Below are 20740 nucleotides of genomic sequence, written 5' to 3'. Positions count from 1 at the left end.
CTACATGCCTTTCCGGGGTTCGCCGAACCATCGTGATGCGGCTTGAGCGGCTTCCTCCGGGTTGGGGTCATCCTCGCCAGCCCAGGCCACGAAGCCGTCGGGGCGCACGAGCACGGCGCTCAAGCCAAGCTGATCCCTGGCCTTTCCGGCGACGTAGGTGATCCGGTCGCCCCAGCGGCCTGCAAGCGCTTCAAGCGATGGGCAAGCGTCAAAGTCAAGGAACAGGCCCTTGCCCGTGCGGAGGAACTCGCCGATTTTTCTTCCTCCGATCAGCTCGAAATCGGGAACACTGCGCCCGACCAGCCCGTGGCCGCCGCCAGGATCGTAGCGAAGAGAAATACCCCATATCCGTTCGGCGAAGTATGTCGCGCCGTCGCGCGTGTCGATCAGGTCGCGGATGATGGTTTCGAGCGCGCGCGTTGCCGGGCTTGGCCGCATGAGCGCGACCTGGGCGCGCGACCAGTCGAGGATTTGCGCCCCGACCGGATGGCGTTCGCTGAAATAACTGTCGAGCAGACCGTCCGGCGCGTCGCCGCGGATGGTGGCGGCCAGCTTCCAGCCAAGGTTCATCGCGTCGCCGAGCCCGAGGTTGAGACCTTGGCCGCCCAAGGGAGAATGGATATGCGCGGCGTCGCCGGCAAGCAGCACTCGTCCCTTGCGGTAGGTCGTTGCCTGGTGGGCGCGATCCGTCCAGGTGGCGGCGAGTTTGAGAGCCGTCAGCGTGAGGTCCGCGCCGGATACTCGGCGCAAAACCGCCTGCACGTGGTCGCAGGTGATTGGCTGGGTTCGGTGGAAAGCCCCACCATCGAACTCGACCATCGCGACAGTACCGGGTCTTTGATACGTATACATGCCGGTCGGCGTGTAGTGGCGGCCGGGCGTGAGCCTGTCCGGGTCGGCCATTTCGATCTGAACGGAATAGCCTGTGAATTCCGGATCGGTACCGACGAACGCGAAGCCGCCGGCCTTGCGCACCGTGCTGCGCCCGCCGTCACAGCCGACGAGCCAAAATCCCCGAAAAATCTCACCGCCGGCGCGAACGGTCACGCCTTCATCCGTCTGATCGAAGTCCTCGACACCGAAGCCGCGCCTGATCTCGACCCCCATTGCGATTGCGCGCGCGGCCAAGACTGATTCGAGATGCGCCATTTCGACCGCGATTGCGGCGGTGGCCGAACCTGGCAGGCGGTAGGGCCATTTCGCGGCGTCGATGGCATCGTGGAAGAACTGGATACCTGCGAAATGGCCACCCGGACGGCGCGGTTGATTCAGCCAGTGCGCACCAGTCGCAGCGCCACCGTTGCCCGTTCCATCCCTTGGAGAGGCGATGTCGTCCAGCAGACCGCGACGGTGGAGGGCTTCGATGGTGGGCACCGAGAGGCCGCGCAGCCCGAACGGAAGCCGCTTCAACGGCGAGTGCGGGTCTTCGGCTTGCTCCAGCACCAGCACCGAGAGGCCGGCGAGGCGCAACTCACAGGCGAGGAACAGACCGACAGGGCCTGCACCAGCGATTACTACATCATGGGAATCGAGATGGCGGTTGTGCATGAACTGCTCCTTTGTCGATGTTCGACCGGAGCGTTCCTCGGATTTGAGAACCACACGGACGAACGATTGGACGCGAGAGAAGCGTCCGATGTTCGTCGTGGGGATCTCCTGCAGGAGGCCAAAGACCAGAGCTTTCGTTACCGAAAGGACTTGGGCTTACCAAACCAAGTCTGCCTTTTCCGACAGCGGCTCTATAGCGTTGCGGTGAGCTATCCGCAACAGACGGGGTTGCGGCCGACGCCGAACGGAATCATGGCCGCTCAGGCTAGAACCGATGAAACGCCGCCCGATGCGTTGTCCGATTCGCTCGTCTCGTGGCAATTTCGCTGTCGGTCGGCTTGAATGGAATGGTATTCCAGGGCGCCATTCCCGTGGTACAACCCTAAGGGCTTCCTGACGGCGGATGCGTTCATCTTTGAGACGCCGGCAGAGCCGCCTGCTTTTGAACCTGGCACATCGGATACGGCAAGCTCCCACACAGGTACCGGGCGACGTGGCTGTCGGTGCGCCTACTGGTGGCACGCCATCAGCCGGACTGATAAGCGTGTCAGCCGGGTTGCTGAAAAACAACATAGCCTACACAAACTCGTAAGAGTAGTGGCGTTTTTACTTGACCGCTTCCCAGTGCGGCGTGTCCATACTTCCAAGATTCGGGGAGCAAAATGGCAGATAGGAACGCGTCACTCGATGGGTTGCGAGGCATAGCAGCCGTTAGCGTGGTTTTCTATCATTCTATCCTGCATCATGAGGTGCTGGTTGGAACGACCCTGATCCAGCCTATACAGGGCATGACCACACTCAGGGACGTTCTGACCAAGATCATGCTTTCCATATTCAACGGGAACAACGCCGTTCTTTTGTTCTTTGTCTTGAGCGGCTTCGTCCTCTCCCTATCGCTGGAGAAGTCGACGGGGGCACCATTCGCAATCGTCTCGAAGTTCGTTGTGCGCCGGGTCTGCCGGCTCTACCCCGCTCTGTTTGGCTGCTTGGCGGCATATTACTTGCTGTCTCAGTTTTTTGCGCAAATGGGCTGGGCCGGCGTTCCCTCGCCTAATCTATGGCTGGCAACGCTGAATGCTTTGCTGGTTCAGATTACGTGGCACGGCCCGTCCACAACCATCCAAGCCGAAATGCTCGCGGTGCCGTTCGTCCTGGCGTTTTTCTTCTTCCAGAAGCGCTTCGGATCGGTGTCGGCTTTGGTTCTGTTTAGCTTGAGCGTGTTTGCCATGGCGCAGCCGGTTTTCGTCATGGGGGCTCCACACATGTCCGCGTGGATATCATCCTTTGCCATTGGCATGCTGATCGCGGACAGGCGCTTCCAGCCGTTCTTTTCCGGCGTGTCATCGCTGGCGCTTTGGCTGATAATCGCTGCGTTCGTGATCGTTCGAATGTTCGTTCCCTTCAACCCTGATGCCAGCACGCTTGGGCAAGTCATCTTGTGCGCCGCGCTCGTCGGGTCGGTCTATTACGGCGACCAGAGTTTGACAGCGACCACGATCCTCGCCAATCCGGTCTGCCGGTTCCTCGGCAAGATCAGCTACAGCTTTTACTTGATCAACGTTCTTTTCCTGCTCATCGTCTGGTCACTGGTCGACCCGCTTGGCATCTACCCGACACACGCACTTGAAACCGGGCTGCTGGTGGGGACGGTGGTCGTAACTCTGACGCTCCCTTTCGCGTATTTCTCGGAGAAGTGGCTGGAGCAGGGCGGGATCACGTTGGGGCGTCTGCTGACGACAGCGCGCACTGTACCGCAGACGATCCCCGCTCCTGCGGAGTAAATTTATCGGCCGCATCTCTGAGCGGCAGGCCTGTCGGGTTCCGAAACCGACCTAACTCGGCGTGCGCAGCACCTTTTAACGATCTGCCTCAAACCAAGTCGTCGTGATTCCGTCAGGGTGCGTTACCCTTATCCATTCGCCGGTCTGAGGTTCTTCCCGACACGATATCGTTATTGGTCCACGGCTCTTTGCGGCCTCGACAACGTTCTTGGCGCGAACCTCGATCCGCTCCGCCGCTTTGCCGTCGCGCATCAACTCGACGATGAAACACCGCATGGGCCGCGCATCAATCCAGGGTATCGAAAGGACGGCGCGGATCAGCCCTTTTCTGTGGCCTCTCTATATCGTCTCCACCAGCAAACATCAGATATGCTATCGCTAAGCCGCCTATTGCAGCGACCGTTGCGGACGCCCACACGAGCGCGCCCGTCCACCAAAACAAGCTATTCACAGTTTCTCCCCTAAGCCCGGCGGCTTTGTAGTACATTGTTCTGATTAGAGCAAATGTACCGGAAGCAGTCGGCCGAACGGAAAGTTGCTTCGGTCAGCACCCAGGCCCGCGTACTTCGTCCCTCTGGACCTTCGGGCGCGGGACATACTCAAAACCTAGAAAGCACAACCTGCCCGCTAGGGCGGAAAGGACAAACTCATGGACCGCAACTTCGCGCGGGCGCTTGCGCTCGTCTTGAAATCAGAAGGACTCTGGTCGGACAATCCGGCCGATCCGGGCGGCGCCACTATGAAGGGCGTCACCCTGGCTAACTTCCGCCGCTACGTCCAAGCCAAAGCGACCAAGGATGATCTGCGCCATATCACCGATGCGCAGGTCGCCACCGTCTTTCGCCGCTTCTACTGGGATGCCGTTGCCGGCGCCGAGCTGCCCGATGGGGTGGACTATGCCGTCTTCGATTTCGCGGTTAATTCCGGTCCCGGCCGCGCGGCCAAATACCTGCAAGGCGCTGTCGGCGTTGCGCAGGATGGGCGCATAGGCCCAGCCACGATCGCGGCAGTAAAGGCCAAGCCGGCAGGGGTGTGATCGATGCGCTGTGCGATGCCCGCATGGCCTTCCTGAAGCGCCTGCCGACATGGGGCGAGTTCGGTAAGGGCTGGACAAGCCGCGTGGCCTCTGTCCGCTCCCAAGCTCTGCTGATGAGCAAAGCGCCAGCACCCATCGTCATCCAGCCTGCCGCGCCTCCTGCTGCGCCTGCGCCTCCCAGCGTGGTCGTAGTGACCCAGCAGGGCAACCAGCCACAGGTTGTTACGCCGGTCTCTCCTGCACCATCCACGGCCCCAGCAGTGCCCAAGAGCAAGACAGGGTGGGGCTGCTCGGGATCATCATCGCCGCAATCGTTCGTTGAGCCTTTAGCTTCATCGTTTCGAAAGGTTAGGAACCAAGTTAGGAACCGAATAAGGCAAAGTCGAAAAGCACAGCTTTTTTAAGCCGATAGAAAGAAATCTGGCGGAGGGAGTGGGATTCGAACCCACGGTGAACTTGCGCCCACGCCGGTTTTCAAGACCGGTGCCTTAAACCGCTCGGCCATCCCTCCAGCGACATCTCTTCGCCCAGCGTCACTCGATCAGATATTCGAGCCTGGCGGCGAATGAAGAGAGCCATCTTGCTGATGCTCTAGTGTGCCCGGCAAAGATCTGTCAACCGGCATGCGCGGACCGCATGTTTCCCGGCAGCCGACGCCGGGCAGGGTGGCGTCACAATCTTGCCCGGTTCCGGCCACAATCGATTAATAGCGTGATAAACAATTCCTGCGCACAAAGGACAGGGGTTCGAGGCGTCGTTGGTCTTGGTCAGGTAAGCTTTGGCTCCTGCGACGTTCAAGCCGCGGCGTTTTTGGTCGAGACTGTAGGGGACATCAGGAAATGCAAACTACGGCGCGCCCGCGTCTACGCCGTGCTTGCGCTTTCGCGCTATTCACCATGTCGGCAGCCTTGCTTGCCGCCTGCGCGTCGCAGCCTGAACCAAAAGGGATGGTCCACAAGAAGACCCGTTCCAAGGAATATTTCGCCGAAACCGAATATGGCGTGAAGGCCAGCCCTCGCGTCGCCTTCATGCGGCGTGGCGGCGGCCGCGACCAGCTCGGAAAACCCTACCAGGTTCGCGGCAAGTGGTACTATCCGAAGGAAGACAAGCACTATGCCAAGGTCGGCCTGGCGTCGTGGTACGGCGACGCCTTTCATGGACGGCTGACCGCCAACGGCGAAGTCTACGACATGAGCCATCTGACGGCGGCGCACCCGACCATGCCTCTGCCGAGCTACGCCCGCGTCACCAATCTCAAGACCGGCAGTTCGGTCATCGTGCGCGTCAATGATCGCGGTCCCTACCACCAGGGCCGCATCATCGATGTCTCGGAACGCGCCGCCCAGATGCTCGACTATGCCAATGTCGGCACGGCCGAGGTGAAGGTGGAATATGTTGGCCGCGCGCCGCTCGACGGCAATGACGACCAGTATCTGATGGCCTCCTACCATCCAGGCAACAGGATACCCGACCCGTCGGACGGCCTGCCGACCGGCGTCATGGTGGCCATGAACGGACCGTCGCCCAGCCTGCCGGTGGGTGCTGCCGCCGTGCCGTTTCCGGGTCAGCTGACGAATTCCGATATGGTTCCGCAAGGGCAGGTGCCGGCACAATCGCCGGCGTTGGGTGACCTGGCGCTGCCCGACTTCGGTCCGATCGTGCCGGAGCGTCCGGATATCGGCCTGCCGCCGCAATCGCCGTTTTCGGTGGCCTCGCTCTCCTATGCCGACGAGCGCGTGCGGAGCGCCGATGTCTTTGCCGCACTTGACGACGACGGCATGTCGCCCGCCGACATCCTGCGCTCATGGAAGAGCGCCAATCCCCAGGCGCCGTCGCCGGCCTATGTCGCGGCCGGCACTTTCGATGACGCCACCGAGGCAAAACGCGTGGCCGCCGCGCTCGAGCCCTTCGGCAGGATAGAGATCCAGCGTTCCGAATTCGACGGCAAGGACTGGTATGCGGTAAACCTCTATCCGGACGGCCATGGCGGCGTCGACGATCTGCTGCAGGCGGCCTGGTCGCATGGTGCGCCGGACGCCCTGGCCGTGCGCAACTGATCTATTTTTCCCGCACGGTTGATCCTGCGGAAAAAACCCTGATAGCTTGGCTGCGCCAGAACCGGCAAACGGGTCGAGATTTCATGCAGTTGCGCGTCTTTCCGCCTTTGGCCGGATTTCTGGGATTGGCCCTGCTGCTGTTTTGCATCGCGCCCGCCAGCGCGCAGCTTTTCGAGACCAAGGCAGCCCAGGCCTTCATGATCGACGCCGAGACCGGAACGGTGTTGTTTTCCAAGGACGCCGACAAGCCGATACAGCCGGCCTCGATGGCCAAGCTGATGACGATGGAAGTGGTGTTCAACGCCATCAAGTCCGGGCGCCTGACCCTCGACGACACGTTCGTGGTGAGTGAAAACGCCTGGCGCAAGGGCGGCGCCCCTTCGGGAACGTCGACGATGTTTGCCAAGCTCAAATCGGCGGTCCGGGTCGAGGACCTGATCCAGGGCGTGACGGTGCAGGCGGCCAATGACGGCTGTATCGTGCTGGCCGAAGGCTTGGCCGGGTCCGAGGACAATTTCGCCGCGCAGATGACCGAACGCGCCCGCCAGATCGGCCTGGCCAAATCGACTTTCGTCAATTCGACCGGGCTGCCGGCGGACGGCCAGCAGACGAGCGTGCGCGAACTGGCAATGCTGGCTTTGCATCTGTGGCGCGACTATCCGGACCTCTATCGCTACTACGGCCTGAAGGATTTTACCTGGAACAGGATTTCGCAGAGGAATCGCAACCCGCTGCTGGCGATGGACATCGGCGCCGACGGCCTGGCGGTCGGCAGCAGTGAGGTGTCCGGTTTCGGCATAGTCGGCTCGGTCAGCCACAATGGCGCGCGGGTGATCGCGGCGATGAGCGGGCTCGCCAGCGACAAGGAACGCGCCGAGGAAGCGCGCAAGCTGCTCGAATGGGGTGCCCGTTCCTTCGAGAAGACGCAAATCTTCGCCAAGGACGAGGTGGTGGGCCAAGCTCAGGTTTTCGGCGGCATTAAGGCCGGCGTGACGCTGAAGGCGAAAGGGCCGATCGCCATCTTCCTGCCGGTAGCCAACCGCGACAAACTGACGGCGAGCATCGTCTATGACGGACCGGTTGCCGCACCTGTGGAGGAGGGGCAGCCGGTAGGCGTGCTGCGGGTCTGGATCGGCGACACACTGAGCCAGGAGACGCCGCTTTTCGCCGCCGAATCGATCGGCATCGGCACGCTGCCGCAACGCGCCCTCGACGCCGTCAAGGAACTGGCCGTCGGCTGGCTCCGCTAAAGCGCGTCGCGCTGAACCGGATTCACGCTATGCGCTTTGGCGTCTTTGTTTATGCATGTCGTTCTCTCCAGCCGAGGTCACTTTTGAGCGGCATGCGATAACGCCGGCGGCATGGACGTTTCCCCGAACGCGGACTATCTAGAGCGCTAGAATCCATTCAAATAAGGGATAAAGGCCTTTCGGTTGGCACGCGGATTTTTCATCACCTTCGAAGGCGGCGAAGGAGCAGGCAAGTCGACGCAGATCGAGCGGCTGGCGGGAAAGATGCGCGCCAAGAAATACGACGTTCTCGTCACCCGGGAACCGGGCGGCTCGCCGGGCGCGGAAGCGGTCCGGCATGTGCTGCTTTCGGGCGCCGCCGAGCCGTTCGGGCCGAAAATGGAAGCGCTGCTTTTCGCGGCGGCGCGCTCCGACCATGTCGAGCAGGTCATCCGCCCGGCGGTCGAGCGCGGCTCCATTGTCCTATGCGACCGCTTCCTGGATTCCTCGCGCGTCTACCAGGGCGTCACCGGCGGCCTCGACCCGGTGTTCATGGAGACGCTGGAGCAGGTCGCCATCAATGGCATGATGCCCGACATGACGCTGATCTTCGACATCGATCCCACGGAAGGCCTGAGACGCGCAACAGTGCGTCGCGGCGCCGGCGCCGGCCCCGATCGCTTCGAAAAGGAAACGCTTGCCATCCACCAGGCGCGCCGCGAGGCGTTCCTGGCGATCGCCGCGGCCGAGCCGGAGCGCTGCGTTGTGATCGACGCATCCGCCGCTCCCGATGCGGTAGAAAATGTCGTCACCGCCACGGTGTTCGCGGCGCTGGAGGCGAGGGCGCCCATGCGCAACAGACAGACCGCACCCGCATGATCTTCGAACGCATCGCGCCGGAACAGCATGACACGCTGGACGGCGTCCCTGAACCGTCCGAAACGCCACGCCTGGTCGGGCACGGGCAGGCCGCCGCCATGCTCGCCGCCGCCTATCGCGCTGGAAAGCTGCCGCACGCGCTGATCTTCACCGGACCGCTCGGCATCGGCAAGGCGACGCTCGCGTTCCATCTGGCGCATCATCTCCTGAAGCATCCGGCCTTCGAGCAGGCGCCGGAGACGCTCGCCGTTCCCGATCCGGCGTCCTCGCTGTTTCGCCAGATCGCCACCGGCGCGCATCCCGGCGTGCTGCACCTGACGCGGCCGCTGAACGACAAGACGAAGAGCTTCAAGACGGTCGTCACCGTCGACGAGATCCGCAAGGTCAATCGCTTCCTGTCGATGACTTCGCATGACGGCAGCTACCGGGTGGTGATCGTGGACCCGGCCGACGACATGAACACCAATGCAGCCAATGCCTTGCTGAAGAATCTTGAGGAGCCGCCGGCGCGAACGCTGTTCATCCTCATCGTCCATGCACCGGGCAGCCTGTTGCCGACGATCCGTTCGCGCTGCCAATTGGTTCGGCTGTCGCCGCTCGATGCCGACGAGCTGATGGCGGTGCTGGAAACTGCCGAGCCGCCTCCGCCGGACGATCCGGCCGCGCGGACAGCCCTTGCCGCGCGGGCAGGGGGCAGCGCCCGCAATGCGATCCTCCTGACGCAGTATGGCGGGTTGGAGATCGCCGAAACGCTGGACGCCCTGGTGAGCGCCGGCAAGAGCGACATCGCCGGCGCCTATCGCCTTGCCGAAGTCGTGGCCGGGCGCGACCAGGCGATCCAGTTCGATATCTTCAACCGCCGCGCGCTCGATCTGTTGTCCGATGCGGCGAGCCGGGCGGCGCTGGCCGGCGATCTCGCACGAGCCAAAACGCTGTCGGACACTTGGCATGAGGCGCTGGACGCTATATCTGAGACTGATACCTACAATCTCGACAAGAAGCAGCACGCCTTGACCATGATCGACCGCCTGAAGTCTGCAATGCGAATGTGATGGTTCCCTCGGGATGGCAATCGCCACCCCGATGCGATATCCACCGCCACGCCTTCCATTCAGACATTCATGACGGTTCATTCATGTCACGCGATACATTCTACATCACGACCGCGATCTCTTACCCCAATGGCAAGCCGCATATCGGCCATGCCTACGAATTGATCGCCACCGATGCGCTGGCCCGCTTTCAGCGGCTCGACGGCAAGCAGGTCTTCTTTCTCACCGGCACCGACGAACACGGCATCAAGATGCTGCAGACGGCGAAGAAGGAAGACATTTCTGCGCGCGAACTGGCCGACCGCAATTCGGCTGAGTTCAAGCGCATGGCGACCGCGCTCAACGCCTCCAACGACGATTTCATCCGCACCACCGAAGAGCGGCACTACGCGGCCTCTCAGGCGATCTGGAAGGCGATGGCTGCCAATGGAGACATCTACAAGGGCGGCTATGCCGGCTGGTACTCGGTGCGTGACGAAGCTTATTACGGCGAGGAGGAAACCGAGGTTCGTCCCGACAATATCCGCTATGGCCCGCAAGGAACGCCGGTCGAATGGGTCGAGGAGGAAAGCTATTTCTTCCGGCTTTCGGCCTATCAGGACAAACTGCTGGCGCTCTACGAGGGCCAGCCGGATTTCATCGGCCCGGCCGAGCGGCGCAACGAAGTGATGAGCTTCGTCAGATCGGGACTGAAAGACCTGTCGATCTCGCGCACGACGTTCGACTGGGGCGTGCCGGTGCCCGGCGACGAGAAGCACGTGATGTATGTCTGGGTCGACGCGCTGACAAACTACATTACCGGCGTCGGCTATCCCGATGAAAAAGCAGATAATTGGAAATTCTGGCCGGCCGATGCGCACATCATCGGCAAGGACATCGTGCGTTTCCACGCCGTCTACTGGCCGGCCTTCCTGATGTCGGCAGGCATTCCGCTGCCGAAGCGCGTCTTTGGCCACGGCTTTCTGTTCAACCGCGGCGAGAAGATGTCGAAATCGGTCGGCAACGTCATCGACCCCTTCACCATGATCGAGCACTACGGGCTCGACCAGGTGCGCTATTTCTTCCTGCGCGAGGTGCCGTTCGGCCAGGACGGCAGCTACAGCCACGAAGCGATCGTCAACCGCACCAATGCCGACCTTGCCAACGGCATCGGCAATCTGGCGCAGCGCTCGCTGTCGATGATCGCCAAGAACTGCGGCGGCGTGGTGCCGACGCGCGGCGAGCTGACGGATGCGGACAAGGCAATCCTCGATCAGGCGGCGGCCGCTCTTGCCGCCGCGCGCAAGGCAATGGCCGAGCAAGGCATCCATCTGGCGCTGGCATCGATCTTCGGCGTGGTGGCCGAAGCCGACCGGTATTTCGCCGGACAGGAACCCTGGGCGCTGAAGAAGACCAACCCCGAGCGCATGCAAACGGTATTGTGGACTACGGCCGAAGTGGTCCGGCGCGTGGCGATTCTGTGCCAGCCCTTCACTCCAGGATCGGCCGCGAAGCTGCTTGACCTGCTGGCGGTGCCGGCAGACGAGCGCGATTTCGTGCATCTCCACGCCGACCATGCGCTTGTGCCGGGCAGAGCGTTGCCTGTGCCAGAAGGCGTATTTCCGCGTTATGTCGATCAGCCGGAAGCGAACGGCTGATGCTCGTCGACAGCCACTGCCATCTGGATTTTCCGGACTTCTCAGAGGAGCGGGCGTCCATCGTCGCTCGCTCCCTGGCCGCCGGGATCGGCCGCATGGTGACGATTTCGACGCGCGTGAAGCGATTTCAGCAAATACTTGAAATCGCAGACGCTTTCGACGAAGTATACTGCTCCGTCGGAACCCATCCGCACAATGCGGCCGAAGAGCTTGACGTGACGACGGCGGATCTCGTGCGCCTGTCCGCCCATCCCAAGGTGGTGGCGATCGGCGAAGCCGGGCTCGACTATTTCTATGACAAAGCGCCCCGCGATGCGCAGGCGCAGGGTTTGCGCAACCACATCGCCGCTGCTCGCGAGACGGGCCTGCCGCTGGTCATCCATTCGCGCGACGCCGACGACGACATGGCTCATATCCTTGAGGAAGAAACGGGGAAGGGCGCCTTCCCGTTCGTCCTGCACTGTTTTTCGTCGGGACGCAGGCTGGCCGAGGTCGGCGTCTCGCTGGGCGGCTATGTTTCGTTTTCCGGCATCCTGACCTTCAAGAATTCGGCCGAAATACGCGCCATAGCCGCCGACCTGCCGCACGACCGGCTGCTGGTGGAGACCGATGCGCCATATCTCGCGCCGATCCCATTTCGCGGCAAGCGCAACGAACCCGCTTATGTCGCGCACACGGCCAGGGTTCTGGCCGAGACGATCGGCGTCAGCGAAGGTGAAATCGCAGCTTTGACGACCGATAATTTCTTCCGGCTGTTCGGCAAGATGCCGCCCCCGCAGAGCAAAGCGCCTGAACGATGACAGACCGGCTGCGCCTCACCATTCTCGGCTGCGGCTCGTCACCGGGCACGCCGCGCATCACCGGCGACTGGGGCAATTGCGATCCGCAAAATCCGAAAAATCGGCGCATGCGCACGGCAGCCCTTGTCGAGCGGATTGCCGAGAGCGGCGCCCGCACCACCGTCGTCATCGACACAGGACCGGATTTCCGCCAGCAGATGCTGATGGCCTCGGTCAAACGCATCGATGCCGTCGTCTACACCCATCCACATGCCGACCACATCCACGGCATCGACGACCTGCGCGGCTTCGTGCTCGACCAGCGGCAGCGGATCGATATCCATGCCGATCAGCCAACGATGCTGCGGCTGCGCCAGGCCTTCGGCTACTGTTTCGAGACGCCGCCAGGCAGTTCCTATCCGCCGATCGTCGACGCCCATATCATCGATCACGCAAAGCCCGTCGTGATCGAAGGCGAGGGCGGTGCCCTCACCCTCGAGCCGCTGCCGCAGGTCCATGGCGACATCATATCGCTCGGCTTCCGTATCGGCGGACTAGCCTATTGCCCCGACATCAGCGATTTTCCGGCTGCCACTGCCGAACGGCTGCGTAATCTCGATGTCCTGATCATCGACGCGCTGCAGTACAGGACGCACCCGAGCCATCTGTCGCTTGGCGAGGCGCTTGAGTGGATCGAGCGGCTGGCCCCGAAACAGGCTGTGCTGACCCATATGCATGGGCCGCTGGACTACGCTACCGTGATGGCTGAGACTCCGGCAAATGTCGAGCCGGCATTTGATGGCATGGCGCTTGAAATTCCTTATAGATCAGACGGATAGAATATTCTCTTCATAGCTGATGGCACTGATCGCCTGGCAGCGAGCCGCCGATACAGGTCCGATGTCGAGATCTTGCACCTGGGATCGCCACACGGCCGTCGCCAGTTCGCTGTCGCTTCAAGATTGCAAAATGCCAAAAGAGGATTGCATTGTCAGGCCGGTGGATGCTCGTCGATCTGCATTGCAGGCCTGACAGGCAGTCTATGTGATGGCTTCCTAAAATATACATTGAGAGCAAGAGGCGCTAACCTTTGCCCGTTAGTTGGAAAGGAGAGGCCCGATGATTCGCGAACTCGTACTTACAGTGACGCTTCTTGCTCCTATCGCTGCCACAGCGCAGGAATTGCCAACCGTCCCTTACTTGCCGCTTGAGCGGGCAACCAAGGCAGCACAAGCCGCGCTGGAGGCCTGCGCTGCCGAAGGCAGCAATGTCAGCGTCGCCATCGTGGCGCGGAGCGGCGCGACGCAAGTGCTGCTCAAGGCCGATAATTCCGGCGCACACACCGCATCCAGCGCCGAAGGCAAGGCCTTCACCGCGGCAGCCTTGGGTCGCGACACTGCGGGGCTCGCCGAATTCATAGCCTCCAAGCCGGCAAATGACGGCATGCGTGACATGGATCGTCGCATGGTGATCCAGGCTGGCGGCTTGCCGGTCAAGTTCGGCGATGCCTTGGTGGCCGGCATTGGCGTCGGCGGTGCTCCTTCGGGCGATATCGACGCCAAATGCGCCGCCGCCGGGCTCAAGGCGATCGGCGCCGCCGAGTAGACCTGCCTAGACCTGCCTAAGATGCCAACGCAGCCCGTCCAAGGCGGGCTGCTCTGTTGAACGGGGTTCAGTCTGTGAACCCTGTCTCCACACCGGAACCGGCGGACGTAAGATCGCATTCGACCGGCAACCGACGGCCGATCCTGAGACCCGAGCTGGAAGCTTAGTTCCATAATCTATCTTATGCGACTTTCGGCAAGGTAGGAATGTCGCTCCTGCTTGTGCGCAGCCAATCTCCCCACCTCAACTCTCCTGACACGGTTTTTGGTGCCCGTTCTGCTAAACTGGTGAATTGGAATGAACGCTTTGCAGATCACGGGCCACATGGCAGCCGCTTCGTCGCCGCCCGCGAGGGCATCGAAGCTGCAGCAATGGCTGTCGTCGGCTACCTGCGTAGCCGCTCTCTGTGTTCGTCAAGAATGCGCTCAATGGTCCGGACTCGGTCCTGCCGACGGTTGAGACCTCTGCGTGCTTTGCCGCGAGCGTGCCGCTCATAGATTTCCCGGCTCGCCTGGAGCTGCTCGATATACACCTTATCGGGCTTCCCATTCTCAAGGCGGTCGAACACCCAGCAGAACGGCGCCGGGAGCTGGCCTTCGCGATAGCGCGGGCTTGCCGAGGCCTGATCTTCGTCGAGGATTTCCTGCAGCACGACCTGATCCCAGACTTCCGGGTTTTCATCGCTGCGCTTCTTCCACAAGGCGAGGATCTCGCGAGCAGCCGGCGTATCGTTGATGAGGATGGTTCCAGCCATCAGCCGGCCACTTTCGCGATAGACCGCGATGTCGCAATCAAAACCGGCGAGCTCCGGCCAGGGATCATGATGGAAGACCGTGTCGACGTCCACATACAGCAGCGGTCCCTGAAGCCTCCTACGCATATTGACAAGGAATGTCGGCTTCAGGCTCGCGTTGCGCACCCAGGATCCAGCGTCGGCGAATGGCCGGGCTTGGACAGAAAGGCCAAGACGCCACGCTGACGCGGTCATGCGAGCGGCTTCTGTCTCATAGAAGGAGTTGATCGTAAAGAACGCCACGATTTCACCGGCCTTGTCCGGGTTGCCGGACGGCTGTGGGTTTATCGGGAAGGGAGCGAGCATTTCCCGGTGCCTGTGTTTGGTGGCCCGGAACAAATCAAGAATGTGGGTGAGCAACGCGAAGCCTTATTAGGATATGAATATTTAGACGCCAAGCATATAGCAATAAGTCCGAATAGCCTCGCAATGCGATAAAGTCATCGGTAGCGGCGCAGAAAACATTGGGCCACAACCATTTTGTTGACGAGGGGCGCCAGCTGGGCCGAGGCCACGGTCTGGAACTCCTGTCCTTGCGCTCAACCAGATCATTTCGCCGGCCATGATGCAGCCGTAAGGATACACCTGGTCGATGACCTCGGCGAGTTCGTGCTTTGGATCTGGCGACGCGCTGCTGGTTTGCCCCCGGCTTCTCGAGGCAACCTCCCTACCCCAGAACTTTCAATGAGCTCCGCTCGCTCTGGTTGCAGCATTCGGCCTACCGTTGCCAAAAAGGCTTTGCCAGCTCCGCCTCGACCTGTTGTCTCGTCAATCCGATGTCGTCGATCAGATGGGGATTGTCCTTCGACATTCGCTCAAGCTCCCAGCGAAAGCGTATCCGCTCGCGCCAGGTCCGATCGTGCCAGGCCGCGACAATGCTTCGCAGGGTCGCCAAGTGCCGACGCGACGCTTCCGCCAGCACTACGGGCATTCTCGGCCGCACCGTCTGACACCGCGTCGATGCAAGGGTATCGTTCATGGCAACCTCCTATGGTTTGAGGGTGGGTCCTCGACTTGGGACCTCGACCTGAAAGAGGTTGAATTGTGCCGGATGCGAACAGCGCCGTAATTAAGCCCTCCCAAATAGTTCTCAAAAGTTCCAAACGGGCTATAGATGCGCCTTATGCAGGGATCGCGCTTTGCCTTCGGTCCGTTCGTGCTTGATCCGGATGCGGGAACGCTGCTTCGGAACGATGATCCTGTTGCCGTCGGCTACCGCGGGCTGAAGCTGCTGGCGGCGCTCGTCGGACGGCCTGGCGAAATTCTCGATAAGGCCAAGCTGATGGACGCGGCGTGGCCGGGTACTGCCGTCGAGGAAGGCAATCTCACCGTCCAGATCGCGCAGTTGCGCAAGCTGCTTGGTCCGTCCGCCGACGGCGGTGAATGGATCACCACTGTTCCGCGCGTCGGCTACCGCTTCACGGGGATGGTCGAACCCCTTGATGGCGCGAAGCGAAAAGCTTTGCCGCTGCCCGACAAGCCGTCGATAGCCGTGCTGCCCTTCGTCAATCTCAGCAACGACCCCGAACAGGAGCCCTTCGCCGACGGATTGACCGAAGACCTGATCACCGACCTGTCCAGAGCCTCGGGTCTGTTCGTCATCGCGGGCAACTCGACGTTCGCCTACAAGGGAAAGGCCATGGACGTGCGCGAGATCGCCCGGGAGCTTGGCGTGCGTTACCTCCTGGAGGGCAGCGCAAGACGTGCCGCGGGGCGCGTGCGCATCAACGCCCAGCTGGTCGACGCGGCGAGCGGCGACCACCTGTGGGCGGAACGCTTCGATCGCCGGCTGGACGATATCTTTGCCGTTCAGGACGAGGTGACGGCCAAGATCGTGGAGGCGCTGCTTGGCCGGCTGCGCGCGCCGCCGCCGCGCAATCGACCCAAGAATCTCGAGGCCTACGATCTGTGCGTGCGGGCGCGCAAGCTAATCGACGATTCGCCGCAGACGGCGCGGGAGGCGCATCTGATGCTGACGCGCGCGGTCGCGCTCGATCCCGACTATGCCGAAGCCTATCGCTGGCTTGCCATGAACCACTGGATGGGATGGGTGCATTGGGGCGAACCGGTGGAACCCAACCGCCACATTGCCCTGGAGCTGGCGCGCAAGGCGGTGGCGATCGATCCCAACGACGCCGGCTGCCGATGGGTGCTCGGCAACCTGCTTGCCTATGAACGCAACTTCGCCGAGGCGGATGCCGAGTTCGCCAGAACGTTCGAGCTCGACCCCAACGAGGCCGATGCCTGGGCGACTTTGTCTGACATCTCCGTGCTGGCCGGGCGGGTCGAGGAAGGACTCGAACAGATCCGCAAGGCGTTCCGGCTCAACCCGTTTCCGGCAAGCTGGTACTATCTGACGCTCGGCGCGGCGCAATATGCGGCGCGCGACTACGAAGCCGCCGTCAAGACACTGCGCCGGGACGAGACTTACCGCACCAGCTCACGCCGCTTCCTGGCGGCCAGCCTCGCGCAGCTCGGCCGGCTCGACGAGGCGCGCGCGGAAGTCGAACTGTTCCTCGTCGGCAATCCGCATTTCACCACCAGCCATTGGGTCTGGACGGAGCCCTTCCGCGATCCGGCGATGCTCGACCATTTCGTCGATGGCTTCCGCAAGGCCGGCCTTCCGGATTGAAGCGCCGCCGGTCCCTTGGTCATGGCGCCTTCCCGCCGTTCGTGCCGCCTACTCTTCGAACCGACCCGTGGCGTCACGATCGCGCTCATATCGTCTCGTGAGCGGAAACGGCGGCAACCAGGTTTCGCGACGGACGATCCAGCTTTCGTACGTTGGCGTCAGTTGGTCCGGGGCATCCAGGGATCCCAGGTTCACTTCGATTTCGTCGGCGGTGCGACCAAAAATGGTCGAGCCGCAACGGGGACAGAAGAACCGCCCGGCGTAGTCACGGGTTTCGCCATCGATCGTCACCGCATCCTGAGGGAAAATCGCGGAAGCGTGAAAAAGCGCCCCATGATGCTTGCGGCAGTCGAGACAGTGACAAAGGCCCACCCGGTATGGGCGTCCAGTCGCCACAATTCGGACGTTGCCGCACAGGCAACCGCCGGTGAATCGGTCCATGCTGCATTCCTCCAAATCAAGCGAGTTGGATGTTTACGAACAACTCCACCATTCATGAACGCGACGCCAGCCTTTCAGCTAATGCGTCTGCGGTTGAAGTTCGATCCGATAGCCGAGCACGCACCTTCCGGCCGGCTCGATCAGCATCACTCCTGGCTTGTCGGCGAATTCGCCATCGAAATCCACCGGGCTGGCGAGGCCGTGCCAGGGTTCGATGCAGAGGAATGGCGCGCCGCCCGGCTTTGACCAGACGCCCAATTCCCGGAATCCGTTCCAATGCATCTCGATCGCCGGACCACGATCGGCACCGTAACGCACAGCGGTGCTGGAAGGCTGGTCCAGGATCAAGGCATCCTCGTCAAACAGCCGATCCGACAAAGCGAGAATGTTGCCCTCGATGGGCGTCGGCTGCCTTGCCGCCTGCAGTAACCCGTCCTTGAGACGGCGGATCGGCGCATGCTCGGGCTTTGCAAAGGTCAGGCGGTAGGCCTCCTTGGGCAGGTCCGGCAGCAGCGGCCAGTTGAATGCCGGGTGCGCCCCGATCGACGCCGGTAGCGGCTCGTCGCCGGTGTTGGTGATCTCGAACGTGACGCCAAGCTGCCGGCCGTCGAGAGTGTAGGTTACCGCCAGACGGAAGGCGAAGGGGTAGTGCGTTCGGGTCTCCGCGTCGTCGGTGAGCACCAGCATGCAGGACCGAGAACCCCTCTCCGCCCAGGCAAACGACTTATCGCGGGCGAAGCCGTGCTGCGTCATCGGATAGGTCTGGCCGCGATGGCGCAGTTGGTCGCCCTTCAGCCGGCCGACGATCGGAAACAACACCGGGGAATGACGGCGCCAGGCCGGTCCGGCCTGCCACACAAGCTCCAGCCCATCCGCATCCCGCAGCGAGACCAGTTCGGCCCCCTGCCCGACTATAACGGCCGAGATGTCGTCGCCATGAAGTGTCTGGCTGTCCTGTGCCATATGTTCTCGCGGTTTGTCTTTGCTTGGCCGGCAGGCTAGCAAATGGCCAGGCGTGAACTCAAGGCGGCGGTTTGCATTGCGTTTCACACAGTCACGATGAACCTGCGATGGCACAAGCGGGCAAGGCGCCGTCTCAAATGAAGAGTGGCCGGAGATTTCCCTCCGGCCACGGCAAGATGCAGGGTGTTGCCTGCTACAGTTCGGACTATTCCCGCTCGCCGGTGAAGTTCAGCAACAGCTGGAAGATGTTGACGAAGTTGAGGTAGAGCGAGAAGGCGCCGAAAACGGCCAGCTTCTGCCGCGACTCCGCGTCGAAGTTCTCCGCATACTGTTCCTTGATCGACTGCGTGTCCCAGGCAGTCAGGCCGATGAACACGGCGATGCCGATCACCGAGATGGCGAACTGCAAAGCGGTCGAGCCGAGAAAGATGTTGACGATGCTGGCAATCACCACGCCGATCAGGCCCATGATCAGAAAGGACGAGAACTGGGTCAGGTCACGCCGGGTCGTGTAGCCGTAGAGGCTGGTGGCGCCGAACATGGTGGCGGCGATGAAGAAGGTGCGTGCGATGCTGGTTCCGGTGAAAACCAGGAAGACCGAGGCCAGCGACAGACCCATGACCGCACAGAAGGCCCAGAACATCGCCTGCGCGCTTGCCGCCGACATCGTCTGCATCTTGAACGAGAACAGCAGGACGAAGGCGAGCGGCGCCAGCATCACCACCCATTTCAGCGGGCTGGAAAAGATTGGCACGTAGAGCGCGGGCGTCGACGACACCATGAACGCGATGAGGCCGGTGACCACGAGGCCGAGGCCCATATAGTTGTAGACGCGCAGCATGTGCTGGCGCAGGCCCTCGTCGTAGAGGGCGCCGCTTTGGGCGCCGGTGCCGACGCGGTATCCCAGGTTGGGCGTGTTCATTTGCATTCTCCTTTGTGAACGGATCAGTAAAGCGTTCTCGCAAGCGTCTCGGCGGCGCGGTCGAGGTCGCGGACCTGGCTTTGCGCGACCACCGCATAAGCGACCTCGCCGATCTGGAAATAGGCCGAGGAAATGTCGCCCGAGGGCGCGACGGTCGGCTTGACCACGTCGAAGGTTCCCGGCCGTATCGCGAACAGCGACACCAGGCCCATCTCCTTGGTCTCGACCGCCATCTCGACGCTGGGGCCGAAGCGCGATGGATAGACCTGCACGTCGCGGACCTTCCAGTCCTTGGGCAAGGACGGCATGACGATGGCCGTCGCCGCGCGGATTTCGCCGGCATTGTAGTTTGGCGCCTCGGCCTGCGAAGACATGCTTTCGCGCACAAGGGTCGTCCTGTGCGCGCGCACCGCCTCGTCGACATAGGCGGGCGGCTGCGGCGAGGCGACGACCCTGGTCACAGACATCGGCCCGACGATGCCGTTAGCCAGCCAGCCGGCAGCGACGAAAGCGGCCACCGCCGCGGCACGTTGCAAGACGCCGAAGATGCGGCCCCGGGCAAGTCCCCTCTCCAGGCGCCGCGCGGCATCGGTCGTCACCGGCCTCGCCATGCCTGATCCGGCCAGCGCCACGCGCAGTTCGTCCCGCATCCTGAGATCCGACATCACACGCGCGGCCTCTTCCGGCCGGGCGGAGAGGAAGGCCTCGACTTCGATACGGCGCGAGACGTCGAGCTGATCGTCGACATAGGCGTCGAGATCAGCGTCCGTCACGGGGTCGATAGTTCCTGTCATGACGGGCCTCCAACAATCCTGAGGTGATTTTTCGCCTTCGTCGGAGCCCCCTCCTCCATCTTCCGAAGCGCGGCGCGCGCCCTACCGATGCGCGACATCAGTGTTCCGAGTGGCACGCCGCTGGCATCGGCCGCCTGGCTATAGGAAAGGCCCTCAATGGCGACGAGATGCAGGGCCGAGCGCTGTTCTTCGGGCAGGCTGAAAAAAGCATCGCGCACCTGGCCCAGGCGCACCGAATGCTCCTGCGGCGCCGGCGCGCTGCCATCCGCAAGGTATCCAGCCTGTTCGATGCGCGCTGCTTCAGAGCGTCGCGAGCGCATGCGGTCGACGAACGTGTTGTGGACGATGGACAGCAGCCAGGCGCGCAAATTTCCGCCCGAGCGGAAGGTGCCGCGCCGCTCATAGGCGCGCACAAGAGCGTCATGCACGAGATCCTCGGCATCGGCACCGTCGCGCGTCAGCGAGCGCGCGTAACGCCTGAGCGAACCGAGTTGTCCGACGATATCGAAGCGTGGCATCGAGCGTTTCATGCCCTGTTTACGGAACATGTGGGGGTTTTAATCCCGGCCCTGCAGATTTTTTCGCGAAACGC

The 20740-nt window shown here is 62.2% G+C and carries 19 protein-coding genes and 1 tRNA gene; 11 read left to right on the top strand and 9 right to left on the bottom strand.

The genetic code is table 11. The annotated features are described in order from the left end of the window. On the bottom strand, window positions 1-1548 hold the full coding sequence (locus tag FJ490_RS06455; RefSeq protein WP_140561198.1) for an FAD-dependent monooxygenase: 1548 nt from the start codon (window positions 1546-1548) through the stop codon (window positions 1-3). 662 nt (window positions 1549-2210) lie between these two features. Here FJ490_RS06455 and FJ490_RS06450 point away from each other — a divergent pair. Next, on the top strand, window positions 2211-3329 hold the full coding sequence (locus FJ490_RS06450) for an acyltransferase (protein ID WP_140525191.1): 1119 nt from the start codon (window positions 2211-2213) through the stop codon (window positions 3327-3329). 649 nt (window positions 3330-3978) lie between these two features. After that, window positions 3979-4365, top strand: coding sequence for a glycosyl hydrolase 108 family protein (locus FJ490_RS33610; RefSeq protein ID WP_319023018.1), 387 nt, complete (start codon window positions 3979-3981; stop codon window positions 4363-4365). A 421-nt stretch (window positions 4366-4786) separates the two neighbouring features. Here FJ490_RS33610 and FJ490_RS06435 read toward each other — a convergent pair. Continuing rightward, window positions 4787-4876, bottom strand: a tRNA-Ser gene (locus tag FJ490_RS06435). 328 nt (window positions 4877-5204) lie between these two features. On the opposite strand from FJ490_RS06435, the gene FJ490_RS06430 reads away from it, so the two are divergent. The 8 genes from FJ490_RS06430 to FJ490_RS06395 all read left to right on the top strand — a co-directional run bounded on the left by FJ490_RS06430 (window position 5205) and on the right by FJ490_RS06395 (window position 13603). Further along, window positions 5205-6422, top strand: a complete 1218-nt coding sequence (locus FJ490_RS06430) for a septal ring lytic transglycosylase RlpA family protein (protein ID WP_140525188.1) — start codon at window positions 5205-5207, stop codon at window positions 6420-6422. An 83-nt stretch (window positions 6423-6505) separates the two neighbouring features. Further along, the gene (locus tag FJ490_RS06425) at window positions 6506-7672 is read left to right on the top strand and encodes a D-alanyl-D-alanine carboxypeptidase family protein (protein WP_140729138.1); all 1167 of its coding nucleotides are present in this window, start codon (window positions 6506-6508) and stop codon (window positions 7670-7672) included. Between the two features lie 183 nt (window positions 7673-7855). Continuing rightward, the gene (gene tmk, locus FJ490_RS06420; RefSeq protein WP_140561191.1) at window positions 7856-8530 is read left to right on the top strand and encodes a dTMP kinase; all 675 of its coding nucleotides are present in this window, start codon (window positions 7856-7858) and stop codon (window positions 8528-8530) included. Beyond that, a complete protein-coding gene (locus FJ490_RS06415) occupies window positions 8527-9582 on the top strand; it encodes a DNA polymerase III subunit delta' (protein WP_140557229.1) in 1056 nt (351 codons plus the stop codon). Before tmk ends, FJ490_RS06415 begins: the two co-directional genes overlap by 4 nt. Before the next feature lie 83 nt (window positions 9583-9665). Further along, window positions 9666-11219, top strand: coding sequence for a methionine--tRNA ligase (gene metG, locus FJ490_RS06410; protein WP_140729137.1), 1554 nt, complete (start codon window positions 9666-9668; stop codon window positions 11217-11219). After that, window positions 11219-12019, top strand: a complete 801-nt coding sequence (locus FJ490_RS06405) for a TatD family hydrolase (RefSeq protein WP_140729136.1) — start codon at window positions 11219-11221, stop codon at window positions 12017-12019. The genes metG and FJ490_RS06405 overlap by 1 nt, the downstream gene beginning before the upstream one ends. Continuing rightward, window positions 12016-12837, top strand: coding sequence for an MBL fold metallo-hydrolase (locus FJ490_RS06400; RefSeq protein WP_140632737.1), 822 nt, complete (start codon window positions 12016-12018; stop codon window positions 12835-12837). The genes FJ490_RS06405 and FJ490_RS06400 overlap by 4 nt, the downstream gene beginning before the upstream one ends. 280 nt (window positions 12838-13117) lie before the next feature. Next, window positions 13118-13603 carry a heme-binding protein gene (locus tag FJ490_RS06395; RefSeq protein WP_140561186.1) on the top strand — a complete coding sequence of 162 codons (486 nt, stop codon included), beginning with the start codon at window positions 13118-13120 and terminating at the stop codon, window positions 13601-13603. Between the two features lie 385 nt (window positions 13604-13988). Here the strand turns inward: FJ490_RS06395 and FJ490_RS06390 are convergent, their stop codons facing one another. Both FJ490_RS06390 and FJ490_RS06385 read right to left on the bottom strand, forming a co-directional pair. Next, window positions 13989-14756, bottom strand: coding sequence for a putative nucleotide-diphospho-sugar transferase (locus tag FJ490_RS06390; protein WP_210239466.1), 768 nt, complete (start codon window positions 14754-14756; stop codon window positions 13989-13991). A gap of 358 nt (window positions 14757-15114) precedes the next feature. Then, the gene (locus FJ490_RS06385) at window positions 15115-15375 is read right to left on the bottom strand and encodes a DUF1127 domain-containing protein (RefSeq protein WP_181165346.1); all 261 of its coding nucleotides are present in this window, start codon (window positions 15373-15375) and stop codon (window positions 15115-15117) included. A gap of 135 nt (window positions 15376-15510) precedes the next feature. On the opposite strand from FJ490_RS06385, the gene FJ490_RS06380 reads away from it, so the two are divergent. Continuing rightward, window positions 15511-17028, top strand: coding sequence for a winged helix-turn-helix domain-containing tetratricopeptide repeat protein (locus FJ490_RS06380; RefSeq protein ID WP_181165347.1), 1518 nt, complete (start codon window positions 15511-15513; stop codon window positions 17026-17028). Window positions 17029-17076: 48 nt separating this feature from the next. Here FJ490_RS06380 and FJ490_RS06375 read toward each other — a convergent pair whose 3' ends face one another. The 5 genes from FJ490_RS06375 to FJ490_RS06355 all read right to left on the bottom strand — a co-directional run bounded on the left by FJ490_RS06375 (window position 17077) and on the right by FJ490_RS06355 (window position 20666). Further along, complete coding sequence (locus FJ490_RS06375; RefSeq protein WP_140498579.1) at window positions 17077-17469, bottom strand: GFA family protein; 393 nt, start codon at window positions 17467-17469, stop codon at window positions 17077-17079. A 78-nt stretch (window positions 17470-17547) separates the two neighbouring features. Next, window positions 17548-18432 carry an aldose 1-epimerase family protein gene (locus FJ490_RS06370; protein WP_140729135.1) on the bottom strand — a complete coding sequence of 295 codons (885 nt, stop codon included), beginning with the start codon at window positions 18430-18432 and terminating at the stop codon, window positions 17548-17550. A gap of 205 nt (window positions 18433-18637) precedes the next feature. Beyond that, window positions 18638-19354 carry a Bax inhibitor-1/YccA family protein gene (locus FJ490_RS06365; protein WP_140525179.1) on the bottom strand — a complete coding sequence of 239 codons (717 nt, stop codon included), beginning with the start codon at window positions 19352-19354 and terminating at the stop codon, window positions 18638-18640. A 23-nt stretch (window positions 19355-19377) separates the two neighbouring features. Then, entirely contained in the window at window positions 19378-20148 is a 771-nt protein-coding gene (locus tag FJ490_RS06360) for an anti-sigma factor (RefSeq protein ID WP_140664474.1), read from the bottom strand. Next, window positions 20145-20666 (bottom strand): sigma-70 family RNA polymerase sigma factor, encoded by a 522-nt coding sequence (locus FJ490_RS06355; protein ID WP_246671044.1) that lies wholly within the window; start codon window positions 20664-20666, stop codon window positions 20145-20147. The genes FJ490_RS06360 and FJ490_RS06355 overlap by 4 nt, the downstream gene beginning before the upstream one ends. Window positions 20667-20740: the final 74 nt, after the last annotated feature.

This window comes from Mesorhizobium sp. B2-5-11, assembly GCF_006440835.1.
Taxonomy (GTDB): Bacteria; Pseudomonadota; Alphaproteobacteria; order Rhizobiales; family Rhizobiaceae; genus Mesorhizobium.
The sequence above is the reverse complement of the archived record's forward strand: the minus strand, read 5'-3'. Positions and strand labels throughout refer to the sequence as shown.

Bases quoted from the DNA above. Each gene is read 5' to 3' on its own strand.
- FJ490_RS06455 (WP_140561198.1), bottom strand. From the start codon at position 1,548: ATGCACAACCGCCATCTCGATTCCCATGATGTAGTAATCGCTGGTGCA.
- FJ490_RS06400 (WP_140632737.1), top strand. From the start codon at position 12,016: ATGACAGACCGGCTGCGCCTCACCATTCTCGGCTGCGGCTCGTCACCG.
- FJ490_RS06355 (WP_246671044.1), bottom strand. From the start codon at position 20,666: ATGCCACGCTTCGATATCGTCGGACAACTCGGTTCGCTCAGGCGTTAC.
- FJ490_RS33610 (WP_319023018.1), top strand. From the start codon at position 3,979: ATGGACCGCAACTTCGCGCGGGCGCTTGCGCTCGTCTTGAAATCAGAA.
- FJ490_RS06450 (WP_140525191.1), top strand. From the start codon at position 2,211: ATGGCAGATAGGAACGCGTCACTCGATGGGTTGCGAGGCATAGCAGCC.
- FJ490_RS06370 (WP_140729135.1), bottom strand. From the start codon at position 18,432: ATGGCACAGGACAGCCAGACACTTCATGGCGACGACATCTCGGCCGTT.
- FJ490_RS06430 (WP_140525188.1), top strand. From the start codon at position 5,205: ATGCAAACTACGGCGCGCCCGCGTCTACGCCGTGCTTGCGCTTTCGCG.
- FJ490_RS06365 (WP_140525179.1), bottom strand. From the start codon at position 19,354: ATGAACACGCCCAACCTGGGATACCGCGTCGGCACCGGCGCCCAAAGC.
- FJ490_RS06415 (WP_140557229.1), top strand. From the start codon at position 8,527: ATGATCTTCGAACGCATCGCGCCGGAACAGCATGACACGCTGGACGGC.
- FJ490_RS06425 (WP_140729138.1), top strand. From the start codon at position 6,506: ATGCAGTTGCGCGTCTTTCCGCCTTTGGCCGGATTTCTGGGATTGGCC.
- FJ490_RS06405 (WP_140729136.1), top strand. From the start codon at position 11,219: ATGCTCGTCGACAGCCACTGCCATCTGGATTTTCCGGACTTCTCAGAG.
- FJ490_RS06360 (WP_140664474.1), bottom strand. From the start codon at position 20,148: ATGACAGGAACTATCGACCCCGTGACGGACGCTGATCTCGACGCCTAT.
- FJ490_RS06395 (WP_140561186.1), top strand. From the start codon at position 13,118: ATGATTCGCGAACTCGTACTTACAGTGACGCTTCTTGCTCCTATCGCT.
- FJ490_RS06375 (WP_140498579.1), bottom strand. From the start codon at position 17,469: ATGGACCGATTCACCGGCGGTTGCCTGTGCGGCAACGTCCGAATTGTG.
- metG (WP_140729137.1), top strand. From the start codon at position 9,666: ATGTCACGCGATACATTCTACATCACGACCGCGATCTCTTACCCCAAT.
- FJ490_RS06380 (WP_181165347.1), top strand. From the start codon at position 15,511: ATGCGCCTTATGCAGGGATCGCGCTTTGCCTTCGGTCCGTTCGTGCTT.
- FJ490_RS06385 (WP_181165346.1), bottom strand. From the start codon at position 15,375: ATGAACGATACCCTTGCATCGACGCGGTGTCAGACGGTGCGGCCGAGA.